Origin of the sequence: Actinomyces sp. Z5 (assembly GCF_003287795.1) — a bacterium.
In the GTDB taxonomy this organism is placed as follows: domain Bacteria; phylum Actinomycetota; class Actinomycetes; order Actinomycetales; family Actinomycetaceae; genus Actinomyces; species Actinomyces glycerinitolerans.
Map to the genome: position 1 here is coordinate 70,337 of NZ_QMIN01000077.1, position 26,083 is coordinate 96,419.

The window sequence follows — 26,083 nt, forward strand, 5'->3', positions numbered from 1 at the left end:
ATCCAAGGGCTCTACCTATCGGTAGGCATCACCCGTAGAAGACCCAGCTGCGGAACTTCGTCGCTGCGGTCGCATGCGTCGCGGTCGCGGTGGCGTAGTGCCCGGGGTAGTGCCGTTCGAACCAGGCCGAGTAGAACGACGTAGTGTTTGTGCGCTGCTGACCGGTCTGCGCCTGCTGCGCGCCGGACGCATCCCCGGAAATGCCGGGGTTGGCGTCGTCCCCGGACGCGCCGGTGGTCGCACCGTCGGTGGCGGAGGCGGGGGCGCCCGCGCTGCCCGTGCCGGCGGGGGCGGGCTGGCTGTTGTTGACGGTGGTGGAGGTCAACTCCGGGCGGGCGACGAAGGACAGGTCCTCCTTCAGCAAGGGGTTGAGCGCGGTGATGTTCACGCCGGTGCCGGTGCCCGTGGAGTGCAGCAGCATGCCGTCGCCCAGGTAGATGGCGGCGTGGTAGACGTTGCCGAAGTAGGTGGCCTCCTCGCCACTGCGCACCTCGTCGAGGCGTCCCTCCGGGTTCTGCGCGGAGAAGAACAGGATGTCCCCGCGCTCGTAGTTGTCGTTCGTCTCCAGCCACAGGTCGCCGTGGGCGTAGAACCAGCTGGCCAGGTTGTTCGCGCGCCAGATCTTGGAGGTGCTGGGGTCCACCCCGAAGTCGACGGCGTAGCCCACCTGGGTGTTGGTGTCAGCCGTGTAGGTGGTGTGCGTGTAGTCCCAGCCCAGCAGCACCATGCTCACGAAGGTGGAGCACGTGACCCCGTAGGGCGCCGTCGTGGCGCTGTGCACCACGGTGCCGGTCAACGGGGTGGGTCGGCTGGAGTCCCAGACCAGCGTGGCGCCGGCGTCATAGAAGCTCTCGCCGCGGGAGATAAGGTCCTCGACCTGGGCGGAGTTGGAAGCGCGCGTCGGCGCGGTGGGCAGGTCCTGCGGCACCGCCCAGGTCCCATCCGCCAGCGGAACGGCGATGTTGCCCTCAATGCCGTCCGGGAGGGTGCTGGTGACGTTGAAGCGCATGCCGGCGCCGTCGTCGGCGGTCTCATCGCCCGAGGTGTAGACGGTGCCGGACAGGTTGGAGGCGGCCATGAGATCGGCGGTCGTGTCGAACTGCGAGCCTGAGGTACTGGGGGCGGCGAGCGCCGGGGCGGCGGGTAGGGCGACGCCGACGGCCAGTGCGACGGCGGCAGCGGCGGTTCGTATGGTGGCGGATGCACATCGGTGCATGGATTTGATCGACGACAAAGTCAGGGTCTCCTGTGCTCGTGTAGCGGCGGGTGCTGCGATGCGGACCGTGCCCTGGGAGCCAGGGACCGAACCGGCGCAGCTCGGGCGTGTGTGGCGCCGGTCTCAGGGATGAGTCCCGGCGTGCATGTTACCGACACGTTAGATGACGGGACCCGGCCTGCGTCAAATGGATGCGGCCCGCGTCGCCCTTCGACTTGGACACATTGCCAACGCACAGGTTGCCCCCCCCCGCGCAGGGAATACGCCGCTTTCCGCACCGCATCCCGCCCACGCCCGGCGCGAACAGGAGGCCGCTGGAGGCGAAACCCAGGCGCGGTTTCCGCTAGCGTCAGAGGGGTTAGACGTGCGAAGGGACCAAACGCCGATGAACGATTCCGGTCAGATCCGCGTGACCGAACGCTCCAGCAAGCCGAGCGGCCGCGGCGGTGACAAGGGAGGCTCCAAGCCGGGGAGCGGACGGCGCCGGGCGGCGCTGGGCAACCCCCTGCTGTGGATCGCTCCCTTCGTCCTACTCATCCTGCTGGGCTGGGCCCTGTTGAGCTCCGCCAGCGGATACCGCTCCATCGACACCTCCGAGGGGCTGGCGATCCTCCAGGACAGTGCCGACACCGTCGAATCCATCACCGTGATCGACGGCACTCAGCGTGTGGAGCTCGACCTCACCGAGGACTACACCAGCCAGGCCAACCGGCAGGGTGAGAGCTCCCAGAACCTGGGGCGCCGGGTCCAGTTCACCTTCACGGAGGCGCAGGCCGGGCAGGTCAACCGGCTCGTCCAGGCCGCCGATCCCTCCGGCGGCTATAACTCGGTCGTCCCCACCACCACCTGGTGGTCCTCCATGCTGCAGCTGCTGCTGCCGATGGTGATCTTCGTGGCCTTCATGTGGTGGTTCATCGGCCGCATGGGTGGCGGCCGCAACGGTGCCATGGGCTTCGGCCGCTCCAAGGCGAAGGTCGGCAGCAAGGAGATGCCCGACGTCACCTTCGACGACGTCGCCGGGGAGGACGAGGCCGTCGAGGAACTCGAGGAGATCCGCGAGTTCCTGTCCGAGCCGGAGAAGTTCCAGGCCGTCGGCGCCAAGATCCCCAAGGGCGTGCTGCTGTACGGCCCCCCCGGCACCGGCAAGACCCTGCTGGCCCGCGCCGTGGCCGGCGAGGCCGGCGTGCCCTTCTTCTCCATGTCCGGTTCGGAGTTCGTGGAGATGTTCGTCGGCGTGGGCGCCTCGCGCGTGCGCGACCTGTTCGACCAGGCCAAGGAGAACGCCCCCGCCATCATCTTCGTAGATGAGATCGACGCCGTCGGCCGCCACCGCGGGTCCGGCATGGGCGGCGGGCACGACGAGCGCGAGCAGACCCTCAACCAGCTACTGGTGGAGATGGACGGCTTCGACGCCACCACCAACGTCATCCTCATCGCGGCCACCAACCGGCCCGACGTGCTCGACCCCGCCCTGCTGCGCCCGGGCCGCTTCGATCGGCAGGTGTCCGTGGAGGCCCCGGACATGGCCGGCCGCGCCGCCATCCTGCGCGTACACGCCAAGGGCAAGCCCATGACCCGCGACGTCGACCTCGACCAGGTGGCCAAGCGCACCCCCGGTTTCACCGGCGCCGACCTGGCCAACGTCCTCAACGAGGCGGCCCTGCTGACGGCCCGCTCCAACGCGCAACTGATCGACAACCGGGCCCTGGACGAGGCCATCGACCGCGTCATCGCCGGCCCGCAGAAGCGCACCCGCGTCATGAACGACCACGAGAAGGCCATCACCGCCTACCACGAGGCCGGCCACGCCCTGTGCGCGGCGGCCAGCGCCTACTCCGACCCGGTCACCAAGGTCACCATCCTGCCGCGCGGCAAGGCCCTGGGCTACACCATGGTCATGCCCGCGGACGACAAGTACTCCACCACCCGCAACGAGCTGCTCGACCAACTGGTCTACGCCATGGGCGGGCGCGCCGCGGAGGAGATCGTCTTCCGCGACCCCACCACGGGCGCCTCCAACGACATTGAGAAGGCCACCGAGACGGCCCGCAAGATGGTCACCGACTACGGCATGACCCGCTCCGTGGGGGCCGTGCGCCTGGGCACCACCGAGAACGAGACGGTGCTGGGCCTGAACGCCACCAGCCGCGACTTCTCCGAGGACGTCGCCGCTACGGTCGACGCCGAGGTGCGCGCCCTCATGGACGCCGCCCACCGCGAGGCCTGGGAGATCCTGGTGCGCAACCGGGACATCCTGGAGGAGCTCGCCACCCAGCTGCTGGAGAAGGAGACCCTGCTGGAGAAGGACCTGGAACGGATCTTCGCCCCCGTGATCAAGCAGCCGCAGCGCCCGCTGTGGCACTCCGACGACGCCTTGGTCCTGACCGACGACGTCTCCGCCACCTTCGCCTCCGCCGCCCAGGCCCCCGATCGCCACACCGCCAAGGCCGCCCGGGCCGCGTCCGAGTCGGTCGACGCCGTCGACACGGCCGGCGGCCCGTCGGAGGGCGTGAGTGGCGAACGGCCGACAGACGCCGGCCAGAACCCGGACTCCGACGAGCAGCACGACTCCTGGAGGCAGTGGTGAGCTACGACGCCGACGGCGTGCGCCATGCCATTCGCGAGCTGCTGGTCGCCGTCGGGGAGGACCCCGACCGCGAGGGACTGCGGGGCACTCCCGACCGGATCGCCCGCGCCCTGGCGGAGATGTTCTCCGGCCTGGAGGACGACCCGGCCCGCCACCTGGAGACCGTCTTCGACGCCGACCACCAGGAAATGGTGCTGGTGCGGGACATCCCCCTGTACTCGGTGTGCGAGCACCACCTGCTGCCCTTCCACGGGGTCGCCCACGTCGGCTACATCCCCGGCGAGGACGGGCGCGTCACGGGTCTGAGCAAACTCGCCCGCCTGGTGGAGGGCTACGCCCGCCGCCCGCAGGTGCAGGAGCGCCTCACCTCGCAGATCGCCGACGCCATGGTGGAGCGCCTGGGCGTGCGCGGCGTGATCGTGGTGATCGAGGCCGAGCACCTGTGCATGTCCATGCGCGGCGTGCACAAGCCCGGCGCCAACACCGTCACCAGCGCGGTGCGCGGCGTCATGCACAATGCCGCCACCCGCTCCGAGGCCATGAGCCTGGTACTGGGCCGCCGCGCCTGACCCCGACGCAGCGCCCCGTCGGGACGGGCGTGCCAGGCCAGGCGGGGCCGTGCCGGGGTTGTGTCCGCGAAATCCTGGGGAAACGGGCGGCGTCCGATAGCCTGGGGGCGTGAACGCGATCCCCATCACGGCCCCGGCGCCACTACCGCAGCCGCTCGCGGCCGCCTCCGCCGCCGGTCGGACCCTGGTGATGGGCATCATCAACGTCACCCCGGACTCCTTCTCCGACGGCGGCCGCTGGGATACCACCGGGCTCGCCGTCGCCCACGGCCGTCAGCTGCTGGCCCAGGGCGCCGACATACTCGACATCGGCGGCGAGTCCACCCGCCCCGGTGCCGCTCCGGTGACGGTGGCGCAGGAGCAGGACCGTGTACTGCCGGTCGTCCGTGCGCTCGCCGACGCCGGCGCGGTCGTCTCCGTCGACACCCTGCATGCCGAAACCGCGGACGCCGCCATCGCCGCCGGCGCCCACATCATTAACGACGTCTCCGGCGGGCTCGCCGACCCCGACATGCACCGCGTCGTCGCCGCGGCGGGCGTCGTCTACATCTGCCAGCACTGGCGCGGCACCCCCGAGACCATGGACGCCCTGACCGACTACGGGCCGGACGGCGTCGTCGCCGGGGTGGAGGCGGAACTGCGTTCGCGGCTGGACGAATTGGTCACCGCCGGGGCACGCCCGGAGCAGATCGTGCTTGACCCGGGCCTGGGCTTCGCCAAGACTCACTCACAGTCCTGGCAGTTGCTGGCCGCCACCGGGCAGCTCGTGGCCGACCTGGGGCACCCGGTCCTGATCGGCGCTTCCCGCAAGCGCTTCCTGGCCGCCGCCACCGTCCCCGAGGCCGCCCCCGACCCGCTCGCGCGCGACGCCGTCACCGTAGCCACCACCACCCTGGCCGCCGCCGCCGGCGCCTGGGCCGTCAGAGTCCACGAGGTCCCGGCCAACCGGGACGCCGTCCGCACTGCTTCCCTCTGGAAGGAAAACCGATGAGTACCAACCACGACAACGCCGACAGGATCGTGCTGACGGGTTTGTCCGCCCGCGGCTACCACGGGCTCCTTCCCTTCGAGCGCACCGAGGGGCAGTTGTTCACCGCCGACGTCACCGTCTTCCTGGGGGAGCGCGGCACGGCGGTCGCGGCCGTCACCGACTCGCTCGACGACGCCGTCAACTACGTGGACATCGCCCGGGAGGTGGTCGGCGTCATCGAGGGGGAGCCGGTCGGCCTGCTGGAGACGCTCGCCGAGCGCATCAGCGACGCCGTGCTCGCCCTCCCGCGCGTAAGCGCCGTGGAGGTCACCGTCCACAAGCCCCAGGCGCCCCTGGACGTCGCCTTCGACGACGTGTCCGTGAGCATCGCCCGCGACGCCGACTCCGCCGCCGAGATGACGCCGGCCGCGGAGCCCGGCGCGGCCGCATTCAACGCCGTCCCAACTGCGGCCGCGGCCCCACTGGCGGCGGCCGCCCCCGCCGCGGAGCCCGGCGCAGTCGCCGACGCCGCAGAGCCGGTTGCCGAGTCCAGGCCGGTGGTGGAGCCGCTCGCTCAGCCCCACGTCGAGTCGGCGGCCCAGCCGGCTGAGGTCGGCGCTGCGCAGCCCGCCGTGCCGGCGGAGGCGCCGGTCGCCCCCGAGTTGCCCGACCTCGCCGCCGGGACGCCACTGCCGCCGGTGCCCGCCGCCCCATTTGCCGCGCCGCCGGCCGCACCGGCGGGAGGCCCGCTGTCTGCGGGCCCCGTCGCGCCGTCGGAGCCCGGTGTTGCCCAGCCACCAGCGGTGGCGCCGACCGGCACCCCGGAGGCGCCCGCCGTCGCGCCCGTGCCGCCGCAGCCACCGGTCGACCCGCTCACCGTGCACCCGCAGGCGCCCGTGCAACTGGTCATCGCCTTGGGCGGCAACGTCGGCGGCGTCGTCCCCTCGCTGCGCACCGCGGTGAACACGCTGCGCCAGACCGACGGCATTACCGTCACCACGGTCGCCCCGCTGGCGCGCACGGCTGCGGTCGTCAGCGACGGTGTGGAGCAGCCCGACTACCTCAACACCGTGGTGCTGGCGACCACCACCCTCTCCCCGCGGGAGGTGCTGGCCGTCTGCCAGGGCCTGGAGGCCGCCGCCGGGCGCGTGCGCACCCGGCCCCAGGGGCCCCGCACCCTCGACGCCGACATCATCACCTACGAGGGCGTCACCTCCACCGACCCCGAACTCACCCTGCCGCACCCGCGCGCCGCGCAACGCGCCTTCGTGCTGGTGCCCTGGGCACAGGCCGACCCCTTCGCCGAGATCGGCGACCAGTCCGTGGCCGCCCTGGCCGAGTCCGCCCCCGACCGCGACGGCGTGCGCTGGCTCGCCCTCGACTGGCTCGACTCCGACCACCTGCCCGCCCTGCCGACCGGGCAGTACGTTGCCCCGCCGGAAGCGGAGCCCGAGCCCGTGGCGCCGGTCGAGCCCGAGGCGGCGGTTGCGCCCGAGAGCGCAGCGCCGGTGGAGCCCGTGGCGCCGGCCGAGCCCGAAGCGGCGCCGTCCGCGGATGCGGACCCGGCAGAGGCCGCACGCGCAGTGCCTGCCGAGCCGGAACAGGCTGCCCAGCAGCAGCCGGTTGTGCCCGCCGCACCGGCGCAGCCGGTCCCCGTCGAGCCCGCCCGGCCCGAGCCGATCGCACCCGCCCAGGCGGAGCCGGTTGTGCCCCCGCAGCCAGACCAGAACCAGCCCGAGCCGCCGGCCGCACCCCGGTTCTCCGGTGACGGTGACGCCGCTGGTGCCGATGCGGGCGAGTGGACGGCCCCGCCGGCCTGGAACGACGTCATCGGCCGCAACGGCCGGGACCTGTGATGCGGCGCACGCGCTGGACGACCGTCCTCGCGTGCTTCGCCGGGCCGGCCGTCCTCGCCTGGGCGGCCTCCGACCTCATGCTGCGCCACCGCGGCTGGGCGGTCTCGTTGACGCCGTGGGGCGCCGCCGTCGCCGTCGCGATCGCCGCGATTGTGCTTCTCGCCGGCCTGGCGGTCCGCCGCCTGCGCGAGCATGAGCCCACCTGGATGACCCCCACCGGCGCCGCCCTGACCGCAGCCGCCGCACAGGCGTCGTCCCGGGTCGGGGCGGTGGTTGGCGGAGTGTACGGCGGCGGGCTCGTCGTCGCGCTGATGCACCTGAACTCCCCGGCCATGACCGCCCTGGCCTGGTCGGCCGCCGCCTGCCTGGCCGCGTGCGTGCTGTGGATCGGCGTCGGCCTGATCGTCGAGCACTGGTGCGCCATCGGCGAGGACGACGATGATGACCTGCACACCGGCTCCTCCCCGAGCGGCAGCGCCGCCTAGGCCCGCCCCGGCGCGCCGTGAGAGCATCGCGTCATGCCCACGACCCCTGCCACGCCCGCCGACCCCGAACCGACCCCGAACCCGCCGACCCGGCCGCCGCGGCCCGGCAGGCTGGGAGTCGGCATCATCAGCGCCGGGCGGGTCGGCGCCGTACTCGGTTCCGCGCTGCGCTCGGTCGACCACCAAATCATCGGCGTGCACGCCGTCTCCGAGGCCTCACGCGAACGCGCCGAACTGCTGCTGCCCGGCGTGCCCCTGCTGGAGGTGGAGGACATCGTCGAGCGGGCCGAACTCGTGCTGCTCGCCGTCCCTGATGACGCCCTGGCCGGCCTCGTCCAGGGGCTGGCCGACCTGAAGCGGTGGCAGCCCGGCCAACTGGTGGTTCACACCTCCGGCGCCTACGGCACCGCGGTGCTCGAGCCCGCCCGCCGCTGCGGCGCCATCCCGCTCGCCATCCACCCGGCCATGACCTTCGGCGGTTTCTCCACCGACGTCGCCCGCCTGGTCGGCTGCCCCATGGCCGTGACCGCCCCCGCCGCGGTGCTGCCGATCGGGCAGGCACTCGCCGTCGAACTGGGCGGGGAGCCCTTCGTACTGCCGGAGCAGTCCCGCCCCGCCTACCATGCGGCCCTCGCCCACGGCGCCAACCACCTGGTCACGCTGGTCAACCAGGCCGTGCGCATCCTGGCCGCCGCCGGCGTCGAGGACGGGGCCGCCACCCTCACCCCACTGCTGTCCACCGCGCTCGACCGCGCCCTGCGGGAGGGTGAAGCCGGACTGACCGGACCCGTGGCGCGCGGCGACGCCGGCACGGTGCGTACCCACCTGGAGGCGCTGGCCGCGCTGCGCGACGCGAATGGTCGACCGCTGGACGACGTCGTCGCCACCTACCGGGTGCTGGCGGAGGCGACGTTGCAGCGCCGCGAGGCCACCGGGGCACTCGGGGAGCAGCAGGTGCGCGCCCTGCGCGAAGCCCTCGCGGCCCCTCCGGCAGAACCCGGCAGGGACTCCAACACCAGTCCCGCCGACTAACCCGCCCCGGCCCGCCGCGTCGTCCTCGTTGAGGTCGGCAGAACTTGCATATCGCGCTCGGTTGAAGCGGCCTCAGCCGCGCGCTCCTGGCGCCGGGCGTTCCCGGTCGTTATTCGGCCAACCGGCGAACCTGGTGACTGCGCTCGGAGCGGATCATCTAGCGTTGGTTCCATGACCGCCTCAACCTCCCCGGACACTCCCGCCCGCACCGCCCTGGCCCGCACCCGCGAAGAACTCGCCTCCGCCCTGGCCGGCGACGACGCCCCCCGCGCCGTCGTCATGACCATGGGCGCCCTCCACCAGGGCCACTTCGATCTTGTGCGCGAGGCCGCCCGCCACGTCGGGGCAGACGGCACCGTCGTCGTCACCATCTTCGTCAACCCGCTGCAGTTCGCGCCCGGGGAGGACCTGGACGCCTACCCGCGCACCCTGGAGGCGGACCTGGACGGCCTGGCCGCCGTCCTGACAGGTGCGGACGGCGCGCTCGCGGTGGGGCGACTGGTGGTCTTCGCCCCCACCCCCGAGGTCATGTACCCCTACGGCGACCCGCAGGTGCGCATCGACCCCGGTCCGCTGGCAACCGTCCTGGAGGGACGCATCCGCCCGACCCACTTCGCCGGCGTGTGCCAGGTGGTGCTGTCCCTGATGCACCTGACCGCACCGCGCTGGGCCATGTTCGGCCGCAAGGACGCCCAGCAGCTCGCCGTCGTCAAGGCCATGGTGCGCGACCTGGCGGTCCCGGTTGAGATCGTCCCCGTCGACATCCGCCGCGAGACCGACGGCCTGGCCATGAGCTCACGCAACGCCTACCTGTCCGACGCCGAACGCGGGCACGCGCTCGCTTTGTCGCGGGCGCTGGAGGCCGGGCGTGCTGCCGCCCGTACCGGCGCCGACGCCGCCGCGGTGCGCGCGGCCGCCCAGCAGGTGCTCGACGCCGAGGCGGGCGTGGAGGTCGACTACGTCGCCGTCGTCGACCCGGATTCCTTCGTCGACCTGGCCGGGGCCGGGCTCGGCCTGGAGACGCGCAATCAGCCTGTGGACTCCGCGCAAGTGGGCAGTGCGGCGGACGGTGCGCGGTCGTCCCAGGGGCTGCTCGCCGTCGCCGCCCGCGTCGGCAGCACCCGGCTTATCGACAACACGCTGATCGACCTGCCCTGAGGCCGGACTGAGCGCGGCGGAGGGCTGGGCATCGACCGGGGCGCGAGGACGCTCCGGGATGAGTGGCGTCGGCGTGGCGCGGACATCGAGCCCCGAGCCCGCGCCGAAACGGAGTACCGCCGGTACAGGACCGGCAGCCGAAAGTGCAGGCACCCGAGCCCGCGCCGAAACGGACTGCCGGGTTCCGCAGGGCTCCTACCGCAGGAGGATGCGTGCGCCGGGGGCGCCTGCGATGCTCGCCGCGAACGACCTTCAGGAGCCGCCATGATCCCCTCCGTCCCACCGTCCGAGGTCACGCCGCTCGCGGCCGATCCCTTCGCCCCCGTCGGCGTCGAGTTCCGTCCCGTCTCCCCACGCCTGATCACCGCCCGGCTCGTGCCCAACCTGATCCTCGATGGCGTGTGTCTGCTCGGCCTGATGATCGCGGGCATGCTGGCCAGCCGTTGGTTCTATGCCGGCGCGGCGGTGGTTGCCGTCGGCATGGTGTGGGAGTTGTGGATCATCCCGCGACAGGTGCGGGCCATGGGGTACGCCATGGCGGACGACCACCTGCTGTGGCGCAAGGGCATTATGTTCCGCAGAATCAGCGTGATTCCCTACGGACGCATGCAGTTCGTGGACACCTCCCAGGGGCCGTTGGGGCGGCACCTGGGCATCGCGGAGGTGAAGCTGCATACGGCGTCGGCCTCCACGGACGCGACCATTAACGGACTGCCCGTTGCCGAGGCCGAGAGCCTCCGTCGGGTCCTGTCCGAACGCGGCGAGCAGAGGATGGCCGGACTATGAGCACGCATCCGGCCACATCCGGCGACCCCGGCGCGCCACGGGCAGCCACCGTCCCGCCCGGGCCCGGCGATCGGCGTCGGCGCGATGACCTGAACCCGACCACCCAGGAACGCGGTATCACCCTCCCACCCGACGCCAAGTGGTCCCGGGTGCACCCCATTACCCCGCTTCTAGAAGGGTGGAAGGGCATCACCGCCGTACTGGCCATCCTGGTCTGGCAGAACGTTGAGTACGTGGGCGACGCCTATTCAGCGCTACAAGAGGTACAGGCGCGTGTATCGCCGCGGCTGATTCTGGGGGCGGCACTGGCTGTCCTCGGTGTGGTCGTGGTGATCGGCCTGGGCTTGTGGCTGTCATGGCGGCTGCGCGCATTCGCCGTCGACCGCGACGCCGTCTACCTGCGCACGGGGGTTCTCAACCGCCAGTTGCGCACCGCGCGCCTGCCGCGCATCCAGTCCGTTGACATCGTCCACCCGCTGCTCGGCCGCATCTTCGGCCTGGGCCGGCTGAGGGTGGAGGTGGCCGGTGGCAGCGATTCGCACGTACTGATCGGATTCCTGCGGACGGGCGAGCTGGAGGAGCTGCGCGATCGGATCCTGTCGCTGGCGGCCGGAGCCCAGCTGTACGGCGAGGGTGAGGCGGTGGAGCCGAATGCGACTGCGGGCCCGGGGATGGAGCGGCTTGGCGAGGTCGGCGAACCGTATGGGGATGCGGTGCCGCGCAGTCGCCTCGTTGACCCCGACGGGGCGGCGGGGCCGGGTTCGGCGGAGCGCGGGATGCGTGCCTCCGGGGAGCCGGGGCGCGTACCCGGGGAAGCGCCCGCCGTTGGCGGGGAACAACGCGAGGGAGCCGCGGCGGGCCGGTCGGTGCCCCGCGGATTCGAGGACGCCGCGGCCGCACCGCTGATCGGAGACGCGCGCCTGCGGGGCGGCGAGCGCGACCTGTACGCCGTGGAGCCGCGCATCCTGATCGGTTCGATACTGCTCTCCGGCGCGACGATTGCGGTGCTGGCCCTACTGCTGGGATGCATCGGGTTGGTGGTGTCGCTTGTGGTCGGCGGGGCCTTCGGCAAGGAGGGTGCGCTTGCGGTGCTCTCCTCAAGCGTGTTGCCGCTGCTGGCCGTGCCGCTGGCCTTCGGCGGTTACGTCTGGAACCGGTTGGACAAGGGCTGGCACTTCCGCGCCGCGGCCACGCCCGCAGGCATCCGGGCCAGCTTCGGACTCACATCGGAAACCTCCTCCACACTCCCGCCCGGTCGAGTCCATGGCGTTCAGATTGAGCAAGGGGTGCTGTGGCGTCGGCCCGACTGGTGGCGGGTGCAGGTTAGCGTGGCCGGGCGCGCCGCCGCCGAGGTCAAGTCTTCCGCGGTGGAGGACACCGGGGCGAACGTGCTGCTGCCGGTGGGGCGGCGGGAGACGGCTCTGCGGGCGCTGTGGCTGGTGGCGCCCGACCTGGGTGTGGCCGATCCCGACGCCTTCCTGGAATCTGCCCTGACCGGGCAGGATCAGGACGGGGTGGGGGATACACACCTCGCGGTAGAGGATCCGGGACGCGGCTTCATCCGTATCAGTCCCCGCGGACGTCTGTTCTCACCGCTGGCGTGGCGGCGCGAAGCGATTGCGCTGACCGACACCTGCGTGGTGCTGCGGCTCGGCCGGTGGCGGCGGCGCATCAGCGTGATCCCCTACGAGCGGATCCAGTCGCTGCGGCTGGTGCAGGGGCCCTGCGCGCGGCGGCGCGGCCTGGCTGCGCTGCATCTGGACATGGTGGATGCGGAGATCGGACGCTCCTTGAGCAACCTGGACCTGAATGATGCCGCCGCCATTGAACGCGTCATCTCCGAGCGGGCGCTGCGGCGCCGCCAGCAGGAGCGTCTGGACCGCTGGCTCGCCCGCGCCGCTGAGATCGGTTGAAGCGGTCACGGACGACGGGCGCTGTGTCCAGGGCCCGTCGTCCTCGTCACGCTGTCTTCTCTGTCACGACACTGCGGCGGTCGATCCCGGGGCGTCTACGCTTATATGCGATGAGCACTCGCACTCGGACGATGATGACGTCCAAGATCCACCGCGCCACCGTGACGCAGGCCGACCTCGACTACGTCGGCTCCATCACCGTGGACGCGGATCTGCTCGAAGCAGCCGATCTGCTGCCCGGCGAGCGGGTGGACATCTGCGACTGCACCAACGGCAACCGCCTGTCCACCTACGTCATCCCCGGCGAGCGTGGCGCGGGCGAGATCTGCATCAACGGCGCCGCCGCTCACCTGGTGGACCCGGGCGACATCGTCATTCTCATCGGCTACTCCCAACTGAGCGATGACGAGGCGCGCACCTACCTGCCGCACGTGGTGTTCGTGGACGCGGACAACCGCATCGTCGAACGCGGCACCGAGCCCGGGCAGGTTCCCGCGGACTCCGACGTGGCCCGGATGCAGGGACTGCGGTCCTCCGGCCTGCCGCTCGCTGCGGTGCGCGGCTGAACTGCGCAGTGTCCACGGTTGGGCAAGTTGAGCCGATGCCCCAGCCTCGCTTCCCGACGACAACTAACGGTGCATACGGCGCCGAATCTCCCGTCGAGTGCCACGGCTGATCTTGTGGCTGCGGAGCATAAAGCGAAGGGCAGCTTTGCGTCTGAGCGAGCGCGGTGTTGCACGCAACGGCTAATCTCCTACGCCGGGTGGGAGCTGGCGCAATGGTGGAATAGCAACGAAAAACTCCAATTGGTCGGTGGACCGCGCGGTTGTCTGACCACCCTCCAGTGTGCAGCGGAGGTCTCGCTGCACACTGGAAGCTCATCACGCTTGTGCGGCCTTGCGAAGATTCCGCATGATTCCGGGGTTTTCTGGGAGAGCCAGTCGGCTCGAGTGTGCAACGCCGAGGAATGCCCGCGCAACGACGCTCCGAATGTGGTCCTCTCCGGCTGCCACATCCTGTCCGGTGAGGCGGACGGCAACGTAACCGCCCGCGAGCGCCTCCTGGTCGCGCCGGCGATCTTGCGTGAACTGTTCGTTGGATGAATGGAACTCCCAGCCATCCGTCTCAACGATGAGCCAGTTCTGCACCAGCATGTCGACCTCGCCGACGCCCTCAATGGTTACGCCTGTTTCGACGGCTAAGCCGATATGCCGCAATGCGAGCCGAGTGCGAGTTTCCAGAGGTGAGCGGGAGGCGGGGTCTGTGAGCATCAGGCGCTGTCGCCCTTTTGCTGCGTATCGTCCAGTCAACAGTTCCGAGATCTCCTCCGTCGAAGTGTCGCCGCGGTTGAGGGCCGCGTCCGCGACGCATATGGCATCGAGTTCGTCGAGGCACACCAGGCAGCAGGCGACTATCTCCGCCGGGGACACAACTGGGAAATCGTCCACTGTCAGCGGTGTGATCTGGGTCTTGCGATGCAGCGTTACGGTATCCAGATCCCGGTAAGTGCTGGGCCGCATGCTGTGGTTTCTTGGAACCGCCAGGTGTAGGGATTCAGGCTTGTTCCACATGGGGTAGCCGAGTACCTCGGCGGCGCTCGCGCAGGTCAGGTGCGCTCGAAACTGTCTGCACTTGACAATGCGTGGATCTGTTCCCGGGATCGCAAGGAATCGCGGTATGGGGCGGTAGAGCAGCTCGGCGGCGAGGGCGGCTTCGATGATGCGCTTATCCTCCGCACCGCGAACGACCTCATCGTCATACGCCGCACCGTGCAGTGCCGTGACGCGTTCCAGCAATAGCTCGACTTCGAGGTCCATGAAGGAATAATGGCCTTGCACCCGTCGACTCGTGTAGCCCCGGTCGCCTGCCTGTGGATAACTCGCGCACGGAGTGGTCTGCCGCTGCTACCTGTGGATGCCCCTGAGGATAGGTCGGTGGATGTTCGGGACGGGCTCGGGAACGTTCTGGGGTCGGGCCCGGTCAACGCTGGTGGAGATGACGTCCGGCCGGATATGAGCCCTGTACGGCCAGCGGTTACACTCGCGCGCGTGAGTGAAGCCCTCGACAACCAGCAGACTTCCGCGCCGCAGGCCGCCGAGCCGGGCGCATCTCGGCCCGAACCCCGGCAGGCCGCTCCATCGTCGGGCGACCAGTTCCGGATCAGGTCCGATAAGCGCGACCGCCTGCGCGAGGAGGGTTGGGAGCCGTACCCGGTTTCCGTGCCGCTGACCACCACGATCTCCGCCGTGCGTGAGCGCTACGGCCACCTCCAGGCCGGCGAGGAGACAAGCGATGTCGTCGGCGTCGCGGGACGCGTCGTGTTCCTGCGCAACACCGGCCGTCTTTGCTTCGTCACCCTGCAGGACGGCGCAGGCGAGACTCTCCAGGCGATGCTGTCGGCCAAGTCGCTGCCGGGCGCGGGTCACTCGAGCCTCGCCGCCTTCAAGACCGACGTTGACCTCGGCGATCACCTGTTCGTCCACGGGCACGTAGGTGCCTCCCGGCGCGGGGAGTTGTCCGTCTTCGCGGAGCCGGAGCTGCGCGCGGACGCCGACCCCGCCGCCCTGGCCGAACTTGGTGACGACGCCATCGCGACCCCGGCCTGGCGCATCGCCTCCAAGGCGCTGCGGCCTCTGCCCAAGACTTGGACCAATGAGGCCGGAGAGGCGGTGACCCTCTCGGAGGAGCAACGGGTGCGCCGTCGGGAGCTGGACCTGCTCACGCGCCCGGCCGCCCGCGACATGGTGCGCACCCGGGCCGCCGTGGTGCGCAGCCTGCGGGAGAACTTCTACGGGCGCGACTACGTCGAACTGGAGACGCCGGTGCTGCAGGCGATTCACGGCGGCGCCGCCGCACGGCCGTTCATCACGCACATGAACGCACTGGACATGGACCTGTACCTGCGCATCGCCACGGAGATCTACCTCAAGCGTGCCGTCGTAGGCGGCGTCGACCGGGTGTTCGAGATCGGCCGGGTTTTCCGCAACGAGGGCATGGACTCCTCCCACTCCCCGGAGTTCGCGGTCCTGGAGGCCTACGAGGCCTACTCCGACTACAACGGCATGGCCGAGCTGACCCAGAACCTGGTGCAGCAGGCGGCCCGCGACGCCTTCGACCTGAGCGAGGGCGAGGAGATCGTGCGCCTGGCCGACGGCACCGAGTACGACCTGTCCGGCCAGTGGCGCCGGCTCGACCTGTACACCTCCGTATCCGAGGCGGTGGGGGAGGAGATCACCGTCGCCACCCCGCGCGAGCAGCTGGTCCGGATCGCGGAGCGGCTCGGCCTGGAGGTCGACGACTACGCCGTGGCCGGCAAGATCGTGGAGGACATCTTCGAGGAGACGGTCGGCAACGACCTGTGGGAGCCGACCTTCGTCTACGACTTCCCCGAGGACACCTCCCCGCTGACCCGCTACCACCGCTCCCGCCCGGGGCTCACCGAGAAGTGGGACCTGTACATTCGCGGCACCGAGACCGCCACCGCCTACTCCGAGCTGGCCGACCCGGTCGTCCAGCGCGAGCGCTTCGAGGCGCAGGCGCTGGCCGCAGCCAAGGGCGACCCCGAGGCCATGGTCCTGGACGAGGACTTCCTGGTGGCCATGGAGCAGGGCTTCCCGCCCTGCGGCGGCATGGGCATGGGGGTGGACCGGCTGCTCATGGCCCTGACCGGTCAGGGCATCCGCGAGACCATCACCTTCCCCCTGGTGCGGCGCGGCTGAGTTGGCCGGGCAGGTCTAGTCGGCCCGCCCGACGACGACGGCGAAACGCGCCTCCCCCGGTTCGGTCACGCCGCGCCTAGGGGCCTAGCAGCAGCCGGTCAGGTCATGCCCGGGAGCGGGTTCACTTCTGTCGGCGTTACCGGTCAAGGAGCGCTGGCAGTTCACTCAGTGATTTGACGCAGGGCTGGAAATGGCCGGTGTCGAACCGGTCCAGGTGGAATGCCTGCCAGCCGGCGGCGCGTGCACCGAGCACGTCGACTTCGACGTCGTCGCCGATGTATGTGAGTTCCGCACTCGGTGCGTTCAACACCTCGGCTGCCCGGTCGAATGCCTCCCGGTGAGGTTTTGCGGCTCCCAAGGAGTCGGAGGTGAGCACGCAGGAGAAGAACTTGCGGACGCCGATCCGCTCAAGTTTCAGGTCTTGCTGCCGAGCATCGCCGTTACTGAGCACCGCGAGCTTGAAGCCGCGGTCGCGCAGCTCCTCCAAACACGGCGGTGCGTCAGGGTAGGCCCGCCAGGCGCGTTCGTACTCTGCCAGGTAGGAATCGAAGAGCTGGTCCAGTTGCGCTTCGCCGCCGACGGTCTTCCCCAGTGCTTTGAGCAGGTCCGCCATGCGTAGGCGTCGCTGCTCGGTGAAACTCAGCTCCCCTTCTCGCCATGCCGTGAAGTGCTTCCGTTCTGCTCGAATCCAGGTGTTGTGCAGCGACGGCGTGGGCTCGGCCCCTATCAGGCGAAGATAACTGTCCAGGCCTGCGTCTGCCGCCGCCCTGTGGTCCATGAGCGTCCCGTCGATGTCAAAGACAATAACTGTGCCGGTCATAGGGCGATCCTCCGATTGAGCCGTGGCGGATTTCGGTGCGTGTGCGGCACACATACTTGTAGGTATCGAAGTCAGTTGGTGAGATCGCCAGGCCAGTTTCTCTGCGACGCCGGAGCCCTCGTCCCGCGGACGGGAGTGTTTCGGCGAGTCGTCCGTGTGCGGCGGCTTTGGCTTGCTCGGGGGCAGTGTGGTCGCGGATCCTCCATTGTGTGCCTACCAAGTTGTATGTCACAGTTAAACTTTCTGGTTGCATGGACTGGAGGATGGGGTGAGCATTCGGGTTGGAGGCGGCGCCTCTAGCCCGGTTCCCCACCGGGCCCGGTCTTGTCGTTCAGGAGTTGTCAATGAAGAAGCGCATCGTGAAGGGCGTGCTGTCTCTGGTTGCGGGCATCGCCGTGATAGGCGCCGCCTTTGGCGGCCTCGCCTGGGCAGGGGTGCTCGGGGTGGGTAAGCCGACCATGGATTCGACGACGATTGCCGCATCGTTCGAAGATATCGCCGAACTGGCCACGGAGGAGTACAACTTCACCAACGTCGGTAAGTACTCCGAGAGCGGCAACAAGATACTGGCCTGGGATGTTCCGCTCACCGGTGGCTCCTTCCTCATCACCTACAACGGTACGGTCAAGGCCGGCATCGCCGACTTCTCCGCCGTCAGTATCGAGATCGATGACCAGAGCAAGTTCGTTGAACTCAACGCTCCCGCCGTTGAGATTCTGTCCTCTACGATCGATCCGGCGATCGTGCACACCTACGATCAGTCCTTCAGCCTCGTCAACCAGCTGGATGTTGATGATGTCACGACCTTCCTGGCTGCGGAGGAGGCCAATGTCCAGCAGGTGGCCATCGACGGCGGCGTGCTGGACAAGGCCAGGATACGAGCCGAGGAGCTGCTCACCTCACATGTTGAGAGTATGCTCGCCGGAACGGACCGAAGCGACTACACGGTCAGTGTCGAGTGGTCCGAGTGATTCTGGTGAAGGGCCGGTGAGCAATGGCTGATCGTCCGTGTGCGACTCGGGTTTGTTCGGCTTCGCTATGGCGGCGTCATCCCCATGGTCTCTCGCTGTGCACGGGGCGTGCGTGGGGTCTGGAGTACGGTTTCCTGCTGGATTGATGGCTATTCTCCCACTCGGGGTGCGCAGGACGGGAGGAAGGTGTGCTGACGGTAGATCGTCCCGAATACGGGGATCACTTCTCGCTCAAGCATTTCAGCCTGCTCAACGCGCTGCTTGGCGCCTTCAATGCGTCCGAGGTGGGTTCGCCCGGCTATGTGTTGTCCAAATACCTGCTGGAGCACTTCGATGACCTGCCCCGTCTGAACGTTTACGAGGTCGCCGAGGAGTGCGCCATCTCGCGGTCGAGCATCCGCCGCTTCTGCCAGGCGATCGGCTTCGAGACCTTCACGGGGGTCAAGGCGGCCGCCTATGAATGGCAGCTGCACTGGCGGTACTTCGTCGACTACGCGAACGAGCCTGGATTCGATGCCAACCTGTCGGCTCACATCATCCGCATGCTCTCTGAAATTCGTGACGTCGCCGCCTCCCGGAGTGTGCGGGAGTTCGTGGAGGATCTACACCGGGCGCGCGAGGTGGCGTGTCTTGCCTCCGACTTCTCATCCATGAGTGTGCGGGAGTTCCAGCAGGCGATGCTCTACGGCGGCAAGCTTCTGCACGTCCTGACCGAGGGCTCCGGGGATCCCGTGGTGTTGGACGGCCTATGCCGGGAGGACCTCGTCGTGGTCGTGTCGGTGACGGGCAACTACGCCAAGGCCGCTTCTAAACAACTGCGAACGTTACGTGCACGCACCGTTGTACTGACCACCAACCGCTCGGCGGAGCTGCACCGCTTATTCGACCGGGTCATCTACCTCAGTCGCGAGGATCTCCAAGGACGCAGAAGCGTGTACTCAAAGTACGGGGTGAGTGTGTTCTTCGATCTGGTCTACAGCCAGTACACGCGACGCTATCTCGCCTCGGAGCCGGTTCGGCGCTCGCTCGAACCCGGTTGGCATCCCGATGACGGTGTGCTGGACTGATCGCTTCGACGCTTGGGTTCAGAATATGAACCCCGTGGCCGGGCGGGCCGCTTCTAACTTTGAAGTACCACCACGCTGGTGCACTTCAAAGGAGATGGCATATGCACTACGACTGGAATCCTCGCTTTCCCGAGGGCTTCTTATTCGGCGCCTCCAGTGCCGCCTGGCAGGTTGAGGGGGCGACCACCGAGGACGGTCGCACTCCGGCGATCATCGACCTCAACTCGCAGAAGAAGGCCCCGTTCGTCGACAACAAGTTCACCGCGGACCACTACCACCGTTATGCCGAGGATGTCGCGCTCATGAAGGAGTGCGGTCTGACCAGCTACCGCTTTTCGATCGCCTGGCCGCGGATCATCCCGGCCGCCGACGGCGCTGTGAATCCCGACGGCATCGCCTTCTACAACGGCCTCATCGACGAGCTGTTGGCGGCTGGCATCACTCCAATCGTCACCCTGTACCACTACGACATGCCGGTTTGGGTCGAAGAGGAGCTGGGCGGCTGGCGGTCTCGAGACGTCATCCCGGCCTTCGAACACTACGCGCGTACCTGCTTCGAAGCCTTCGGTGATCGTGTCAAGTACTGGCTCAGTATCAACGAGCAGAACATGCAGATCTGCTACGGCGACTGGCTGGGCGTATCCAAGGGCGTCGAGGACTGGTTCCGTGACAAATGGAAGATCAACCACATCATGAACCTCTGCCACGCCGTGGCGGTCAATCTCTGTCATGAGCTCGTGGCCGGAGGCAAGATCGGCCCGGTTCCCGGGTATGTGCCGATCTACCCCGAGACCTGCCGCCCCGAGGACCAGATCGCCGCAATGAACGCGGAGGAGTTCACCGAGAAGATCTGGTGCGACACCTACGCCTACGGAGACTACTCGCCCTTCTTGTACAACTATTGGCGTAACCACGACATCGACCCGGATATCCGGCCGGGCGACATCGAGACGATGAAACGGGCGAAGAGCGACTTCCTCGCAGTCAACTGCTACCGGTCCAATACCGCCAGGCACGCCCCGGCCGACGCCGAGGCGCAGGACTACCTGTTGAACGCGTCCGGTAATAAGGGGGAGCTCACTTTCCCGGTGGTTCCCGGCCAGTACGCGCTCACCCGCAACCCCTACGTCGAGTACACCGATTGGGACTGGGAGATCGACCCGGTTGCGATGCGCTACGCCCTGCGCTACCTCTGGGACCACTATCGGCTGCCGATGGTTATCACCGAGAACGGTTTCGGTGCCCACGAGTCCAAGAGTTCCGACGGGAAGGTCCATGACCCGCAGCGCCTGAACTACATCCGAGACAACCTCTACCAGATCGGCTTGGCCATCGAGGACGGCGTGGAAGTATTCGGCTACAACGCGTGGACCTTCACCGATCTGCTTTCCACCGGCAATGGAATGGCGAAGCGGTACGGCTTCGTTTTCATCGACACGACCGACGAGGAGCAGAAGGCGACAGGCGACGTCTCCACCTTGGCCCTGACCCGCATTCCCAAGGACTCCTTCTACTGGTACCAGTCATTCATCGCCTCCGGGGCGACGCAGTGGGGTAAGGAGATGAGCAACTGATGGGGATCAAGGAAGACCGTATTGCGCTCAGCCGGGACCTGATTGAATACATGGGCGGCGAGGCAAATATCTTGGCGGCGGCTCACTGCTACACGCGTCTGCGCCTGACGGCAAGAGATCCGTCGAAGATCGATGAGGCCGCTATTTCTGGCCGTGACGGGGTGCTGGGGCTGGTCAAGCGCAACGGCCAGTATCAGATCGTGATCGGCCCGGATGCGACGGATCTGTACCACGAGTTCGTGCAGCTCGGCGACTTCGAATCCGCCGGCGGCGTTGTCGACGAACAGGCCGCGGCGGAGGACGCCCAGCACTCCGCGGGGAGCGTCGAGGCGGGGGAGCAGGGACGGCGCGGCTGGATGACCACCGTCCTGGACTTCATCGGGGGCACGTTCTCGCCGGTCATCCCAGTGCTGATCGCGGGCGGCCTGACCGGGGCCGTGCTGACGGTGCTGACGAACTTCTTCCACGTCGCCGACACCTCCGGCACCTACCAGGTGTTCTACGCCGTCAACCAGGCCGCCTTCTACTTCCTGCCCGTGTTCATCGGTTTCAGCGCGGCACGAAAGCTGAATGTGGATGGCTACCTGGGTGCCTTCCTCGGCACGGTCCTGCTGTTTGAGACGATCAACGGGGCGGAGGGGCTGACCTTCGTGGGACTCCCGGTAGCCCAGGTCACCTACAACACCACGGTGTTCCCGATCATTCTGGGCGTGCTGTTCATGAGCCTGGTGTACCGCGGATTTGGACGCATTCTGCCCGGGGCGCTGCGCGCGGTGTTCCTACCGTTGTTGACCATGCTGGTGACGGTCCCGGTGACGCTGCTGGCGCTGGGACCGATAGGCAACGTGCTCGGCGGCTGGCTGGCGAGTGGGGTCACGACGGTGTACGACGCCGCACCGCCGCTGGCCGTGCTCGTCATCGGGGCGACGACGCCATTCCTGGTGTTCTTCGGCATGAACAACGCTCTGTATCCGGTCGTCTTTGCCCTCCTGGCAGAAGTGGGCGGCGATCCACTGGTGATGGCCGGGATGCTGGCGGCGAACGTGTCCGTGGGTGCCGCCTGCCTCGCCGTGGGACTCAGATCCCGGGAGGTGAAGACGAAGTCCGTGGCGATCTCCGCCGGCATCACCGGCCTGCTGGGCATCACCGAACCCGGCGTCTACGGCGTGCTGTTCCCGCTGCGCCGCCCGTTGATCGCCGCCGTCATCGGCGGTGGCGCCGGAGGGCTGCTGGCCGGTCTGCTGGGCACCACCCAGTACGTCATCGCCAGCCCGAGCTTCGCCTCACTGCCCGCCTACATCCCCGCCGACGGCTCAATGTCGAACTTCTACGGGGCGATCGGGGTGGCAGTCTTCTCGGCGGCGGTCGCCTTCACCGCGGCATGGCTGCTCGGAACCGGGGAGAAGGCACGGGCTCCGCAGGCGGGATGAGCGCCGACATCATCGACGACGGCGCCGGAGCCACCCACCACGGGCGGGCTCCGGCGCCGTCGGGCCCGGCCCTATTCGAACCGGACCGTCGCGGAGGCGACCATCCGGGCCGCCGCCCGCGTGCTCGCCAACACGGCGACGCCGACCAGCGCCAGGCATGCGCCGAGCACCACGTAGTAGGAGCCCGCAGGCCAGCCGACTCCCCGCGACGAGGTACCGACGATGACGACCCACGCCGTGTACACCGCCGCGCCAATGCTCAAAGCCAGCACGGTGACCACGGGAAGCAGCATCTCCCAGGCGACCGCATGCCGCAGCGTCCGCTGGGGCATCCCCACCAGGCGCAGCAGGGACAGTACCCGGCGCCGCGCCAGTAGAGAGGAGACGGTGGATACCGCCAGCGCCGCCGCCGACACCCCCGCGGCGATGAGGATGCCGATATAGCCCAGGGCCGCGAACTGGTTCTCCAACGCGGAGGCGGAGGTGACCACATTGTCGACGCGTGAGATCGGGTATTGGTTGATCACTCCCGGTGCCGAGTTCACCATGGCGGTGCGGGCGCGCTCCACCGAGGCCGCTTCGCCGTCGGTCGCGACCAGCAGCATGGCTGCGGCATCGGCCTCGGGAGCGGTATACGGCCGCGGATCGGCGGCCTCGTTGAGGAGCCAGTCCCACCCGACGCTGACCCACTCAGAGTCCTCGACCGCCCCCGGGGAATCGGCGTCGAAAGCGCCCAGGGCGCGGGCGTCCTCCGTCCGCAGCGCCAGCCGCATGGAGGCGTCCTCGGAATCGCCCGATGCGTCGGGGGCGACGGCTACGGCAGTCACGCCCTCGACCTGCGCGATCCGGTTCGCCACCTGCTCGAGCTCGGTCGCGGCGTCGAGCTCGGGCAGCGTGTACAGCGTCGTCGGCGCCAGGTAGCCGCGGCCCTGGTGCAGCTCCGGGATGCCGGCCGCGGCGGTGATGGCGACTGCGAACAAAGTCACCGCGTACACGGCGACGACGAGGCCGCCGACGGCGCGGAAGGTCGCCCGGGGATGTTGGACCATCCTGCCCAGGCCGATCACCTGCGCCGCATTGCGGGCGCGGCGTTGCGCCAGGCGAGCAGCCCATGAGGTCAGCAGGGGGCCGGCCCACAGCAGTCCCAGCATGGTCAGCACGAATGAGGCCACCAGCAGTTGGCCAGTGGGCATGGCGGCGGCCCACCCCGAGCCGGATTCGACGGCGCTGGTGAGAATGCGCACCGTCGTCAGTCCCGCCAGGCCCAGCAGCAGGGGCAGGAGGGAGCGCAGCCGCGGCGGGCGCTCGCGGCGCTCGCGGGAGGCGCCCAAGGGGCCGACGTCGGCCCGCAGCGTCGTCCACCAGGTCACCGCCGCCGCCATCAGGGGGACGGCGACGACGGTCGCGCCGATGACTCCCGGCGAGGTCAGCAGATCGCGTGGGAAGAAGGTCGAGGAGCCGATCTCAAGGCGCGCCGCCAGCGGGATGAGGAGGAGGTATAGGACGACGCCGAGCATTGCTCCCAGCAGGGCCGTCACGGCGGTCTCCGCCGCGGCAATCCGCGCCACCCGCCCGGGAGTGGCGCCGATCAGACGTAGGGTGGCGAAGCGCTCGGCGCGTTGTGCCGCGCCGAGACCGGTGACGATGGCGATCAGCAGCAGCACCGGAATGAGCACGGCGATCGCCCCGATGAGGGCAACGATCCGGTACGCCGCGGAGGCGTAGTCGTAGCCGATGAACTCGGTGACCACTTGGGGATCGCTCATACCCTCCCACTCCAGCACGCGTGACTGTTCCACCCCGAGCACCAGCACCAGGGAGTCCGGCCCCTCGATGGCGTCGTCGGACAGGACTCCCACGCGCTCGCCGTAGCGCTCGCCCAGCTGGTCGGCGGGCACGGCATCGATGAGTTCGGCAAGGGCGGGGGAGGCGAGGTACTGGCCCGGGCGGGGGACGACGTCGGAGCCGGGGATCCGCACCCGGGTGTCCGGTGTGGTGGCGACCATCAGGATGGTGATCAGGCGATCCTCGTAATGGTCGGTGGCTGATACGGCGGCGGCCGTCTCCGGCGTTAAGACTGTGTCCTCCTCAAGTTGCTGCACCACCCCCGGGTTTGTCAGCATCAGTTCGGCCCAGGTGGAGCGCTCGGAGCGCTGCCCGAAGGCCTGGGCGGCGGCGGCCAGCAGCAGGAAGAGTGCGACGCCGATCATGACGCCCGCCGTAATACCCGCAAGACGGCGGCGAGCGGCGCGGTCTCCGGCCACGACCAGGCGGGCAAGGGGGAGCGTGCTCATCGTGTCTGCTCCTCGCCGTCGGGCCGGGCTGCGGCGAGCAGGCCGTTGTTGAGGCTGACGCGCCCGTCGCGGATGATCACCTCGCGGTCGGCGTAGGCGGCGATGCGGGCGTCGTGAGTGACGATCACCAGGGCGGAGTGCGCCGCACGCGCGGCCTTGAGTAGGGCGCCCATTGTCTGTTCGGCGGCCAGGGAGTCCAGGGAACCGGTGGGCTCGTCGGCGAACAGGATGCGCGGCGAGGTGACCAGGGCGCGGGCGACCGCGACGCGTTGGGCCTGCCCGCCCGAGAGCTGGGTGGGCAGTTTGCGTTCGTGGTCGCCCAGGTCGAGGGCCGCCAGTTGGGCGTGGGCGCGTGTAAGGGCCTCCCGGCGCGAGGCGCCCGCCAGCAGCAGTGGCAGTGTCACGTTGTCCAGCGCCGACAGGTCCGGCAGGAGCTGACCGAACTGGAAGATGAAGCCGAACTCGGCCAGGCGCAGGCGGGCGCGGTCGGTCTCGTTCAGGGCGGCGACGTCGCGGCCGCCGTAGAGCACGCTGCCGGCGTCGGGCGTCAGCACTCCCGCCAGCACGTGCAGGAGCGTGGACTTGCCCGAGCCGGAGGGGCCGGTGATGGCCAGGACCTCGTCCGTGGCGATGTCGAGGTCGATGCCGCGCAGTGCGCGGGTGGCGCCGAAGGCGAGTTTCAGTCCGCGCGCCCGCACGATCACCTCGGGTGCCGAGGCGGGGGAGGGCGTGGGTGAAGCGGCTGGGGCGGCCGAAGCATTCGGGGCGGAGGGTGTGGTGCTCATGCCCGGACCTCCCGGCGCAGCTCGTTCAAGCGGGCGGCGGTCAGGTCGATCCAGCGCAGGTCCGCCTCCAGGTGGAACAGGGCGTGGTCGGCAATGAGGATCGTGTGCAGGTCGGCCCCCTCCTTGCGGCGGGTGAGCTCCCGCATGCGCTGGGTGTGGGCGGCGCGTTGCAGGTCCAGGAGGTGCTCGGCGTCGTCGTCGAGCAGGATGGCGATGATGGTCTTGGCGAACAGGTCGGCCTGGATGGAGTCGGAGGGGACCTCGGGGCTGCGAATCCACTCCTCCACGGCGGCGCGCCCGGTTTCGGTGATCTCGTAGCGCTTGCGTTCCGGGCCGGCGCCGGTTTCGGCCCCGAGCTGGACGATGAGGCCGTCACGCAACAGGCGGGCGAGGGTGGCGTAGACCTGGCCGAAGGCGAGAGGCTTGGTGCCGGCGAACCAGCGGTCCCAGTGCGTCTTGAGGTCGTATCCGTAGCCGGGGCCGGTGCTGAGCAGCCCGAGGAGCGTGAGGCGTGTGTCCATGAGCCGGACTATACACGCGAGGTATACCTGTGGTGTGTAGATGGGGTGTGGAGTCGGTTGGACGCTCACTAGCTGGAACTCGGTTGGGCAAAGTGTCCGGAATCGGCATGAACGTCCGCGGATGGCCGTCACGCGTCTTGCGGATCGCCGAAATTACGCGGTTTTCCTGCCCAGCGACTCAAGTCCGGGTGGCGTTTGTGCCGTTCTTGGACAGTTTCGGCGGCTGGGCTGCCAGGTTCGAGTGGCGGTGTTGGTGTGTTTAGTGTCCTTGTTGGGTTTCGGCTTGGTCGGTGAGGTAGGTGGTGGTGCGGACGATGTTGTAGGCGGTGG

Annotated in this window: 21 protein-coding genes; 15 read left to right on the top strand and 6 right to left on the bottom strand. The window is 69.1% G+C overall.

Going from position 1 to position 26,083, the window contains the following annotated elements:
- Positions 1 to 28: 28 nt before the first annotated feature.
- Positions 29 to 1,216, bottom strand: coding sequence for a hypothetical protein (locus DRB06_RS11305; RefSeq protein ID WP_108965816.1), 1,188 nt, complete (start codon positions 1,214 to 1,216; stop codon positions 29 to 31).
- A gap of 385 nt (positions 1,217 to 1,601) precedes the next feature.
- Here DRB06_RS11305 and ftsH point away from each other — a divergent pair, with 385 nt between their 5' ends.
- The 10 genes from ftsH to panD all read left to right on the top strand — a co-directional run bounded on the left by ftsH (position 1,602) and on the right by panD (position 13,138).
- On the top strand, positions 1,602 to 3,803 hold the full coding sequence (gene ftsH / locus DRB06_RS11310; protein ID WP_111819995.1) for an ATP-dependent zinc metalloprotease FtsH: 2,202 nt from the start codon (positions 1,602 to 1,604) through the stop codon (positions 3,801 to 3,803).
- Complete coding sequence (gene folE / locus DRB06_RS11315) at positions 3,800 to 4,372, top strand: GTP cyclohydrolase I FolE (RefSeq protein WP_073330150.1); 573 nt, start codon at positions 3,800 to 3,802, stop codon at positions 4,370 to 4,372. The genes ftsH and folE overlap by 4 nt, the downstream gene beginning before the upstream one ends.
- 109 nt (positions 4,373 to 4,481) lie before the next feature.
- The gene (gene folP / locus DRB06_RS11320) at positions 4,482 to 5,363 is read left to right on the top strand and encodes a dihydropteroate synthase (protein ID WP_395994450.1); all 882 of its coding nucleotides are present in this window, start codon (positions 4,482 to 4,484) and stop codon (positions 5,361 to 5,363) included.
- Positions 5,360 to 7,198, top strand: coding sequence for a 2-amino-4-hydroxy-6-hydroxymethyldihydropteridine diphosphokinase (gene folK / locus DRB06_RS11325; RefSeq protein WP_111819996.1), 1,839 nt, complete (start codon positions 5,360 to 5,362; stop codon positions 7,196 to 7,198). Before folP ends, folK begins: the two co-directional genes overlap by 4 nt.
- Positions 7,198 to 7,683 carry a DUF3180 family protein gene (locus DRB06_RS11330; protein ID WP_108965822.1) on the top strand — a complete coding sequence of 162 codons (486 nt, stop codon included), beginning with the start codon at positions 7,198 to 7,200 and terminating at the stop codon, positions 7,681 to 7,683. Before folK ends, DRB06_RS11330 begins: the two co-directional genes overlap by 1 nt.
- Before the next feature lie 33 nt (positions 7,684 to 7,716).
- Entirely contained in the window at positions 7,717 to 8,715 is a 999-nt protein-coding gene (locus DRB06_RS11335) for a Rossmann-like and DUF2520 domain-containing protein (RefSeq protein WP_111819997.1), read from the top strand.
- Between the two features lie 171 nt (positions 8,716 to 8,886).
- Positions 8,887 to 9,873: a pantoate--beta-alanine ligase gene (gene panC / locus DRB06_RS11340; protein ID WP_073330135.1), complete on the top strand. Its 987-nt coding sequence runs from the start codon at positions 8,887 to 8,889 to the stop codon at positions 9,871 to 9,873.
- 264 nt (positions 9,874 to 10,137) lie between these two features.
- Entirely contained in the window at positions 10,138 to 10,659 is a 522-nt protein-coding gene (locus DRB06_RS11345; protein WP_073330132.1) for a PH domain-containing protein, read from the top strand.
- Positions 10,656 to 12,572 carry a PH domain-containing protein gene (locus tag DRB06_RS16675; RefSeq protein WP_258522246.1) on the top strand — a complete coding sequence of 639 codons (1,917 nt, stop codon included), beginning with the start codon at positions 10,656 to 10,658 and terminating at the stop codon, positions 12,570 to 12,572. The genes DRB06_RS11345 and DRB06_RS16675 overlap by 4 nt, the downstream gene beginning before the upstream one ends.
- Before the next feature lie 110 nt (positions 12,573 to 12,682).
- On the top strand, positions 12,683 to 13,138 hold the full coding sequence (panD, locus tag DRB06_RS11360; protein ID WP_108965832.1) for an aspartate 1-decarboxylase: 456 nt from the start codon (positions 12,683 to 12,685) through the stop codon (positions 13,136 to 13,138).
- A 315-nt stretch (positions 13,139 to 13,453) separates the two neighbouring features.
- Here the strand turns inward: panD and DRB06_RS16680 are convergent, their stop codons facing one another.
- Entirely contained in the window at positions 13,454 to 14,389 is a 936-nt protein-coding gene (locus tag DRB06_RS16680; RefSeq protein WP_234416041.1) for a hypothetical protein, read from the bottom strand.
- A gap of 231 nt (positions 14,390 to 14,620) precedes the next feature.
- Here DRB06_RS16680 and DRB06_RS11370 point away from each other — a divergent pair, with 231 nt between their 5' ends.
- Positions 14,621 to 16,291, top strand: coding sequence for a lysine--tRNA ligase (locus DRB06_RS11370; protein WP_073330126.1), 1,671 nt, complete (start codon positions 14,621 to 14,623; stop codon positions 16,289 to 16,291).
- A gap of 136 nt (positions 16,292 to 16,427) precedes the next feature.
- Here DRB06_RS11370 and DRB06_RS11375 read toward each other — a convergent pair whose 3' ends face one another.
- The gene (locus tag DRB06_RS11375; RefSeq protein ID WP_159097616.1) at positions 16,428 to 17,111 is read right to left on the bottom strand and encodes an HAD family hydrolase; all 684 of its coding nucleotides are present in this window, start codon (positions 17,109 to 17,111) and stop codon (positions 16,428 to 16,430) included.
- A 344-nt stretch (positions 17,112 to 17,455) separates the two neighbouring features.
- Between DRB06_RS11375 and DRB06_RS11380 the strand changes: the two genes are divergently transcribed.
- The 4 genes from DRB06_RS11380 to DRB06_RS11395 all read left to right on the top strand — a co-directional run bounded on the left by DRB06_RS11380 (position 17,456) and on the right by DRB06_RS11395 (position 22,153).
- Positions 17,456 to 18,082 (top strand): DUF4230 domain-containing protein, encoded by a 627-nt coding sequence (locus DRB06_RS11380; protein ID WP_108965836.1) that lies wholly within the window; start codon positions 17,456 to 17,458, stop codon positions 18,080 to 18,082.
- Between the two features lie 188 nt (positions 18,083 to 18,270).
- Complete coding sequence (locus DRB06_RS11385) at positions 18,271 to 19,149, top strand: MurR/RpiR family transcriptional regulator (RefSeq protein WP_108965838.1); 879 nt, start codon at positions 18,271 to 18,273, stop codon at positions 19,147 to 19,149.
- Positions 19,150 to 19,250: 101 nt separating this feature from the next.
- A complete protein-coding gene (locus DRB06_RS11390) occupies positions 19,251 to 20,723 on the top strand; it encodes a glycoside hydrolase family 1 protein (protein ID WP_111819998.1) in 1,473 nt (490 codons plus the stop codon).
- Complete coding sequence (locus DRB06_RS11395) at positions 20,723 to 22,153, top strand: PTS transporter subunit EIIC (RefSeq protein WP_111819999.1); 1,431 nt, start codon at positions 20,723 to 20,725, stop codon at positions 22,151 to 22,153. Before DRB06_RS11390 ends, DRB06_RS11395 begins: the two co-directional genes overlap by 1 nt.
- 71 nt (positions 22,154 to 22,224) lie before the next feature.
- Here DRB06_RS11395 and DRB06_RS11400 read toward each other — a convergent pair whose 3' ends face one another.
- From DRB06_RS11400 to DRB06_RS11410, 3 genes are read right to left on the bottom strand one after another with little or no spacing between them, the layout of a single operon-like run.
- Positions 22,225 to 24,447: an FtsX-like permease family protein gene (locus tag DRB06_RS11400; protein WP_111820000.1), complete on the bottom strand. Its 2,223-nt coding sequence runs from the start codon at positions 24,445 to 24,447 to the stop codon at positions 22,225 to 22,227.
- A complete protein-coding gene (locus DRB06_RS11405) occupies positions 24,444 to 25,232 on the bottom strand; it encodes an ABC transporter ATP-binding protein (protein ID WP_111820001.1) in 789 nt (262 codons plus the stop codon). Before DRB06_RS11405 ends, DRB06_RS11400 begins: the two co-directional genes overlap by 4 nt.
- A complete protein-coding gene (locus DRB06_RS11410) occupies positions 25,229 to 25,753 on the bottom strand; it encodes a PadR family transcriptional regulator (RefSeq protein WP_073330109.1) in 525 nt (174 codons plus the stop codon). Before DRB06_RS11410 ends, DRB06_RS11405 begins: the two co-directional genes overlap by 4 nt.
- Positions 25,754 to 26,083 lie beyond the last annotated feature (330 nt).

What these genes read in the sequence shown, in the direction of transcription:
- DRB06_RS11305 (WP_108965816.1), bottom strand. Translation starts at nt 1,216, where the DNA reads ATGCACCGATGTGCATCCGCCACCATACGAACCGCCGCTGCCGCCGTC.
- ftsH (WP_111819995.1), top strand. Translation starts at nt 1,602, where the DNA reads ATGAACGATTCCGGTCAGATCCGCGTGACCGAACGCTCCAGCAAGCCG.
- folK (WP_111819996.1), top strand. Translation starts at nt 5,360, where the DNA reads ATGAGTACCAACCACGACAACGCCGACAGGATCGTGCTGACGGGTTTG.
- DRB06_RS11330 (WP_108965822.1), top strand. Translation starts at nt 7,198, where the DNA reads ATGCGGCGCACGCGCTGGACGACCGTCCTCGCGTGCTTCGCCGGGCCG.
- DRB06_RS11335 (WP_111819997.1), top strand. Translation starts at nt 7,717, where the DNA reads ATGCCCACGACCCCTGCCACGCCCGCCGACCCCGAACCGACCCCGAAC.
- panC (WP_073330135.1), top strand. Translation starts at nt 8,887, where the DNA reads ATGACCGCCTCAACCTCCCCGGACACTCCCGCCCGCACCGCCCTGGCC.
- DRB06_RS11345 (WP_073330132.1), top strand. Translation starts at nt 10,138, where the DNA reads ATGATCCCCTCCGTCCCACCGTCCGAGGTCACGCCGCTCGCGGCCGAT.
- DRB06_RS16675 (WP_258522246.1), top strand. Translation starts at nt 10,656, where the DNA reads ATGAGCACGCATCCGGCCACATCCGGCGACCCCGGCGCGCCACGGGCA.
- panD (WP_108965832.1), top strand. Translation starts at nt 12,683, where the DNA reads ATGAGCACTCGCACTCGGACGATGATGACGTCCAAGATCCACCGCGCC.
- DRB06_RS16680 (WP_234416041.1), bottom strand. Translation starts at nt 14,389, where the DNA reads ATGGACCTCGAAGTCGAGCTATTGCTGGAACGCGTCACGGCACTGCAC.
- DRB06_RS11375 (WP_159097616.1), bottom strand. Translation starts at nt 17,111, where the DNA reads ATGACCGGCACAGTTATTGTCTTTGACATCGACGGGACGCTCATGGAC.
- DRB06_RS11380 (WP_108965836.1), top strand. Translation starts at nt 17,456, where the DNA reads ATGAAGAAGCGCATCGTGAAGGGCGTGCTGTCTCTGGTTGCGGGCATC.
- DRB06_RS11390 (WP_111819998.1), top strand. Translation starts at nt 19,251, where the DNA reads ATGCACTACGACTGGAATCCTCGCTTTCCCGAGGGCTTCTTATTCGGC.
- DRB06_RS11395 (WP_111819999.1), top strand. Translation starts at nt 20,723, where the DNA reads ATGGGGATCAAGGAAGACCGTATTGCGCTCAGCCGGGACCTGATTGAA.
- DRB06_RS11400 (WP_111820000.1), bottom strand. Translation starts at nt 24,447, where the DNA reads ATGAGCACGCTCCCCCTTGCCCGCCTGGTCGTGGCCGGAGACCGCGCC.
- DRB06_RS11405 (WP_111820001.1), bottom strand. Translation starts at nt 25,232, where the DNA reads ATGAGCACCACACCCTCCGCCCCGAATGCTTCGGCCGCCCCAGCCGCT.
- DRB06_RS11410 (WP_073330109.1), bottom strand. Translation starts at nt 25,753, where the DNA reads ATGGACACACGCCTCACGCTCCTCGGGCTGCTCAGCACCGGCCCCGGC.